The 5,824-nt window shown below is 70.8% G+C and carries 8 protein-coding genes; 2 read left to right on the top strand and 6 right to left on the bottom strand.

The window, feature by feature from the left end; all coding sequences use genetic code 11:
• Positions 1–131: 131 nt before the first annotated feature.
• The 4 genes from AOK16_RS17660 to AOK16_RS17650 form a co-directional block, all read right to left on the bottom strand.
• Positions 132–773 (bottom strand): aminodeoxychorismate/anthranilate synthase component II, encoded by a 642-nt coding sequence (locus AOK16_RS17660; RefSeq protein ID WP_055473203.1) that lies wholly within the window; start codon positions 771–773, stop codon positions 132–134.
• Entirely contained in the window at positions 770–946 is a 177-nt protein-coding gene (locus AOK16_RS26585) for a hypothetical protein (protein WP_107098382.1), read from the bottom strand. Before AOK16_RS26585 ends, AOK16_RS17660 begins: the two co-directional genes overlap by 4 nt.
• Before the next feature lie 70 nt (positions 947–1,016).
• Positions 1,017–1,721 carry a class E sortase gene (locus AOK16_RS17655; protein WP_079101498.1) on the bottom strand — a complete coding sequence of 235 codons (705 nt, stop codon included), beginning with the start codon at positions 1,719–1,721 and terminating at the stop codon, positions 1,017–1,019.
• A 24-nt stretch (positions 1,722–1,745) separates the two neighbouring features.
• Entirely contained in the window at positions 1,746–2,549 is an 804-nt protein-coding gene (locus tag AOK16_RS17650; protein ID WP_079101497.1) for a DUF881 domain-containing protein, read from the bottom strand.
• A gap of 144 nt (positions 2,550–2,693) precedes the next feature.
• Here AOK16_RS17650 and crgA point away from each other — a divergent pair, with 144 nt between their 5' ends.
• Positions 2,694–2,951 (top strand): cell division protein CrgA, encoded by a 258-nt coding sequence (gene crgA, locus AOK16_RS17645; protein ID WP_055473200.1) that lies wholly within the window; start codon positions 2,694–2,696, stop codon positions 2,949–2,951.
• 298 nt (positions 2,952–3,249) lie between these two features.
• Here the strand turns inward: crgA and AOK16_RS17640 are convergent, their stop codons facing one another.
• Positions 3,250–4,149: a rhomboid family intramembrane serine protease gene (locus AOK16_RS17640; RefSeq protein ID WP_055473199.1), complete on the bottom strand. Its 900-nt coding sequence runs from the start codon at positions 4,147–4,149 to the stop codon at positions 3,250–3,252.
• 96 nt (positions 4,150–4,245) lie between these two features.
• Positions 4,246–4,779 (bottom strand): peptidylprolyl isomerase, encoded by a 534-nt coding sequence (locus AOK16_RS17635; RefSeq protein ID WP_055473198.1) that lies wholly within the window; start codon positions 4,777–4,779, stop codon positions 4,246–4,248.
• A 206-nt stretch (positions 4,780–4,985) separates the two neighbouring features.
• Here AOK16_RS17635 and AOK16_RS17630 point away from each other — a divergent pair, with 206 nt between their 5' ends.
• A complete protein-coding gene (locus tag AOK16_RS17630) occupies positions 4,986–5,669 on the top strand; it encodes a DUF5324 family protein (protein ID WP_055473197.1) in 684 nt (227 codons plus the stop codon).
• Positions 5,670–5,824: the final 155 nt, after the last annotated feature.

The raw sequence follows: 5,824 nt of genomic DNA, 5'->3' as shown, positions 1-5,824 counted from the left end.
GGCCGGCTCCTGCCCGGGGAGGGGGTCGTTCAGCGGGTCGTCCAGCCGCCCCACCGCCGCCTCGAACGCGTCCGCCCCGCCGTACGGATCTCCGTACGGCGAGGTGGTGTCCCGCTCGGGGCGGAGTGCGGTCACGCGCCGACCTTGCCGACCACCGGCGCGAGCCCCACCGACCGTTCCACCGCGCCGGTGTCCCCGCACGCCGTCAGCCAGTTGGCCAGCATCCGGTGGCCCCACTCCGTGAGCACCGACTCGGGGTGGAACTGCACGCCCTCGACCGGCAGATCGCGGTGGCGCAGGCCCATCGCGATGCCGTTCCCGGTCCAGGCGGTGATCTCCAACTCATCCGGAACGGTGGCCCGTTCGAGGGCGAGCGAGTGATAGCGGGTCGCAGTGAAGGGGGAGGGCAGGCCCTCGAAGACGCCCACGCCCGCGTGCGTCACCAGGGAGGTCTTGCCGTGCAGCAGCTCGGGCGCCCGGTCCACGACTCCGCCGTACGCGACGGCCATCGACTGCATGCCCAGGCAGACGCCGAAGACCGGGACCCCGGTTCCCGCGCAGTGGCGCACCATGTCGACGCACACCCCGGCCTGCTCGGGAGCTCCGGGCCCCGGGGAGAGCAGCACGCCGTCGAAACCGTCCTGGGCGTGCGTGAGCTCGACCTCGTCGTTGCGCCGGACCTCGCACTCGGCACCCAGCTGGTAGAGGTACTGGACGAGGTTGAAGACAAAACTGTCGTAGTTGTCCACGACGAGGATGCGTGCGGTGCTCATCGGGCTGCCCCGCTTCCGTTGTCGACCGTCACGTCGTTGAACGGCAGCAGTGGCTCGGCCCATGGGAAGACGTACTGGAAGAGCACGTAGACGATCGCCAGCACGAGCAGCAGCGAGATGAGCGCCCGCACCCACGCGTTCCCCGGCAGATGCCGCCAGATCCAGCCGTACATGCCGTCCCTACTTGCCGATGACGTGTCGATTGCAGGACAAGCCTACGGGTTTGAGGGGGTCCGGTGTGGGTCACCTGTGCAAAGCGCCCGGCTTGCCGTGCTCGACGGGGCGGGTGGCGTCCAGGTGCGCCCAGGCGATCAGCCGGTGGCTGTGGCCCCACTCGGGCTCGCAGGTCGTGAGGGTCAGATAGCGGCCGGGCCCCTGGTAGCCGGCCTTCTCCGGGACCGGGTCCAGGACCCCGACATCGGCCGGCAGCGTCCGGTACGGCCTGCGGTCGATCCGGTACGTGAACCAGGTCCGCCCGTCGTTGAGAACCACCGCGTCGCCGGACCGCAGCTTCGGGAAGTCCTTGAACGGGTCGCCGTAGGTGCGGCGGTGGCCCGCGACCGCGAAGTTGCCGGAGCCGCCGAGGCGGGCGGTGGCGGAGTAGTGGCCCAGGCCCTTCTTGAGGGTGCCGGTGGCCGTGCCCTCCAGGACGGGCTTGGCCCAGCCCTCGCCGAAGCGCGGGATGTACATGACGGCGAAGGGCTTCCCGTCCTCGTACGGCTCGGGCGCGGGCGGCTTCGGCCGTTCGGCCCGCGGCCCGGGCTCCGCAGTCGATTTGGGGTCTGCCACCGGGCCGGTGGACCAGCGCTGCTGGAGCCGGTCCAGCTCGCCGTCCATGGCGCTGTCGGCCCGTACGCCGGTCCAGAACAGCACATAGGTGACGAACAGCACGATCACGGTGCCGACGGTGACGCAGATCTCGCTGAAGGTCCTGACGATCAGTCGCACCGGATCCACGGGCCGCTCCCGCTGCTACTCCTTGGGCTTGGCGTAGTGGAGGTCCACTGTGCCGGAGTAGCCGGGAAGAGTCACCGCCTCGTGCGGGTCCACTTTCCAGCCGAGGCCGTACGCCTCCACGTAGCTCATGTAGTTCTGGATCGTGGGGGACTCGGCGAGCGCCTGCTGGAGGCGGTCGGTGTCGCCTACGGCGGTGACCTTGTAGGGCGGGGAGTAGACCCGGCCCTGGAGGATCAGGGTGTTGCCGACGCAGCGGACCGCGCTGGTGGAGATGAGCCGCTGGTCCATGACCCGGATGCCCTCGGCGCCGCCCTGCCACAGCGCGTTGACCACGGCCTGGAGATCCTGCTGGTGGATGACCAGGTCGTTGGGTTGCGGCTCGGGGACGCCGGGGATGCGGGCGGTGGCGCCCGGCGGGGCGTCGGTGAGCGTGACGGTCACACCCTGGCCCTTGAGCCGGGTGGTGCCGGCCGCGTTCTCCAGGGCCTTCAGCTTGCGGTCCTCGGCGGCGGTGGAGCCGTTGTCGCGCTGGGCGAGCCGGTCGACCTCGGCGCGCGCGGCCGCGGCGTCGTCGTCGAGCCCGGCGTTCTTGCGGCTGCGCTCCCGGATGAGGTCCGAGAGCTTGAGCATCGAGTCGTCGGTGCGGAGGTTGGTGCCCTGGGCGGTGTTGAAACTCGTCCAGAAGATCAGCCCGGCGAGTGCGAAGATCGCGGCGGTCAGCAGCCGCACCGGGCGGAACCGGCGGAGCCAGGAGGGCCCTTGGGGCTGTCCCTGGGGCCGGGAGGGCCGGTCGGCGGGGGCGTCCGCTGGATTGCTCACCGTACCCTTATCTCCTTCGAAGCCGCGGAAGCACTACGCTAACGGACGCCCGGGGAGGCAACGCTCCCCCGTAGCTCCCCACCCCGGCGAGAGACCGTCAGGACCACTGCGCGGTAACGCAGCGCATCGACAGGAGAACCCCTCGTGCCGAAGTCACGTATCCGCAAGAAGGCCGACTTCACGCCCCCGCAGGCCAAGTCGGCCACGACCAGCATCAACCTGGGCGGGCGCCGCTGGGTGGCGCCGCTGATGCTGGCCATGTTCCTGCTCGGTCTCGCCTGGATCGTCGTCTACTACGTGACCGCGGGCTCGATGCCGATCGAGAACTGGGGCAACTGGAACATCGTCGTGGGCTTCGGCTTCATCGCGGCCGGGTTCGTCGTCTCCACGCAGTGGAAGTAGCGGGGCGGCAGCGAGGCCCGAGCGGCCTGAGCGGCCGCTTCCCGGAGCCTTTGCCCCAAGGTTGCCCCCAGAGTTATCCACAGCCCTGTCCACATGGGGAAAAGAATCAGAAGATCTGTGGATAACTCATCGAAGGTTGACGCCGGTGTGACTGGTGGAGCGTTCTAAACCCCTCGAACAACTCCTGGTTACCCCAGGAAACCGCAGGTCAGCCCCGAGCGAAGATCTTTTGAGCGCGGCGTGCACAAGATCGGCCACCTGCTGTGGACAAATATGGTCGCCGCACCTTTCCAGGCCCTCAGCCGGTGAGCTGGAGCGTCCTTACCCACACCACGGCGACGATCGCCAGCAGCACGGCCAGGCAGGTCGCGCGCTGGACGAGGGCACGGCGCTCGCGCGGCGCGTGCACCATCCCGTACGCCACGGCCGCGCCCACCACCAGGCCTCCGACATGCGCCTGCCAGGCGATGTTGGACCAGCCGAAGGTGATGATCAGGTTGAGCACCAGCAGGATGACGACGGGGCGCATGTCGGCGTTCATCCGCCGCATCAGCACCGCCGTCGCGCCCAGCAGCCCGAAGACCGCGCCGGAGGCGCCGAGCGAGGGCTGGTTCTGGGCCGCGAGGAGATACGACAGCGCGCTGCCGCCCAGGCCCGAGAGCAGGTAGAGGGCTATGAAGCGCACCCTCCCGAGGGCGGACTCCAGCGCCGGGCCGAGCCACCACAGCGACAGCATGTTGAACGCGATGTGCAGCACCTGCTCCTGCAGGAACATCGCGGTCAGCAGCCGGTACCACTCCCCCTGGGCGACGCCCACCAGCTCGCCCGTGGCGGGGTCGAACGCCTGGCCGACGAGGTCAAGGGCGTCCACGAGAGGCCTGCCGGCCGCCAGCGCGGTGAGCCAGATCGCGAGGTTGATCCCGATCAGGATCTTCGTGACCAGGCTCGGATCGCGGGCGATCGTCCCGCCCGCGATGGTCCGCGGCGCCGACGCGTGCGGCGTACGGGCCGAGCCGGAACCGCCGCGCACGCAGTCCGGGCACTGGAAGCCGACCGCGGCGCTGACCATGCACTCCGGGCAGATGGGCCGTTCGCAGCGGACGCAGCTGATGCCCGTCGCACGGTCGGGGTGGCGGTAGCAGCCCGGCGTGCCGTTCCCGGCCGCGGGTGTCTGCGGGCTTCCTGGCGCCTGGTCCATCGGTCTCGTCCTCCGTCGTCCGCCTGAGGCACGCGCAATACACCGCCCCGCCCGTTCATACGACGGGCGGGGCGGGAAGGTTCCCGGTTTTCCGGGTCAGCCCTCGCGGGTCTCCACGGCGACCGACTCGATCACGACGTCCTTGAGCGGACGGTCGGTGCGCGGGTTGGTCTGGGCGGCCGCGATCGCGTCCACGACCTGCTGGCTCTTCGGGTCCGTGACCTCGCCGAAGATCGTGTGCTTGCCGGTCAGCCAGGCGGTCGGCGCGACGGTGACGAAGAACTGCGAGCCGTTGGTGCCCGGGCCGGCGTTGGCCATGGCGAGCAGGTACGGCTTGCTGAAGGACAGGTCCGGGTGGAACTCGTCGCCGAACTCGTAACCCGGGCCGCCGGTGCCGTTGCCCAGCGGGTCGCCGCCCTGGATCATGAAGCCGCTGATCACGCGGTGGAAGACCGTGCCGTCGTAGAGCCTGTCCTGGGACTTCTTGCCGGTCGCCGGGTGCGTCCACTCGCGAGTGCCCTCGGCGAGCTCGACGAAGTTCTTGACCGTCTTGGGCGCGTGGTTCGGCAGCAGCCGGACCTCGATGTCGCCTTGGTTGGTCTTCAGGGTGGCGAAGAGCTGCTCAGCCACGATCTGCCTTCCGTAGTTCTCACTGACGTCCCCAGATCCTCGCACGGACGGCATCGCGACGAGTAGCCGACCGACCGTCCAGGCGCCTGCGGCGGTGGGCGGCTTGACCCGGATGCCCCTCCGCGCATGCCGGACCGGCGCCCTGCGGGCATGATCTCTTTTCGGGTGGAAAGGCGAAAAAGTACGCCACCGAGGAGGAGGATTCCGTGACCCGCATCAACAGCGTGCGCGCCGCGACCGGCACCGCGAAGGACAGCGTGCTGCACGCCGCGGAGGTGGTGGCGCCGTACGCCGGCACGGCCAAGGACCAGGCCTCGTACTACGCGAACGAGGCCCGCGTGCGGTTGGCACCCGTGGTGTCCCAGGCCGCCCAGCAGGCCCGTGACACCGCCCTGGTCCAGTACGACGCCCACCTTCAGCCGCGGCTGCGCCAGGGCTACCAGCAGGCCCGTCTGGCGCTGCCGCCGAAGGTGGACGCGGCCGCGGTCCGCGCCGCCCGCCGCGCCCGCGTCGCCGCGCAGCAGGCCGCCGACTACACCGCGCCCCGGTTCGGCCAGGCGGTCGCCGCCGCCGAGCCCGTACGCGACGAGGCGCTGCAGCGCGGCACCGCCGCGTTCGCCGCGCTGCGCAACCCGGTGACCGCCCGGGACATCGAGCGGCTCGCGCGCAGGCGCCGCCGCCGGACCCAGTGCGGCCACGTGGCCAAGCGCGTCCTGGTGCTCGGCATGGTGGCGGGCGGCGCGATGGCGGTCTGGAAGTGGTGGGAGCGGCAGGCCAACCCGGACTGGCTGGTCGAGCCCCCCGCGGCCACCGAGCTCGGCGACCGCCCGCCGCTCGGCTCGGTGGACGGCGACCAGTCCAAGCAGCGGGAGGGCGGCGAGCAGCCGTAGCCGTAGGGGAGTTGCCGTCCGCGCGGGCGGCGGGAGCCGGCGGCAGCCGCGAACTCCCGCCGCCCGCGCGCCGGTGAGCTTCTTGCGCGCCCCGGTAGTGCGTCATCGTGGGCGGATGACTGCGCTCGGTGACGGGTAGGCTCCCGTCCACCGAG

Origin of the sequence: Streptomyces pathocidini, from assembly GCF_001418495.1 — a bacterium.
GTDB classification, from domain to species: domain Bacteria; phylum Actinomycetota; class Actinomycetes; order Streptomycetales; family Streptomycetaceae; genus Streptomyces; species Streptomyces pathocidini.
The sequence above is the reverse complement of the archived record's forward strand: the minus strand, read 5'-3'. Positions and strand labels throughout refer to the sequence as shown.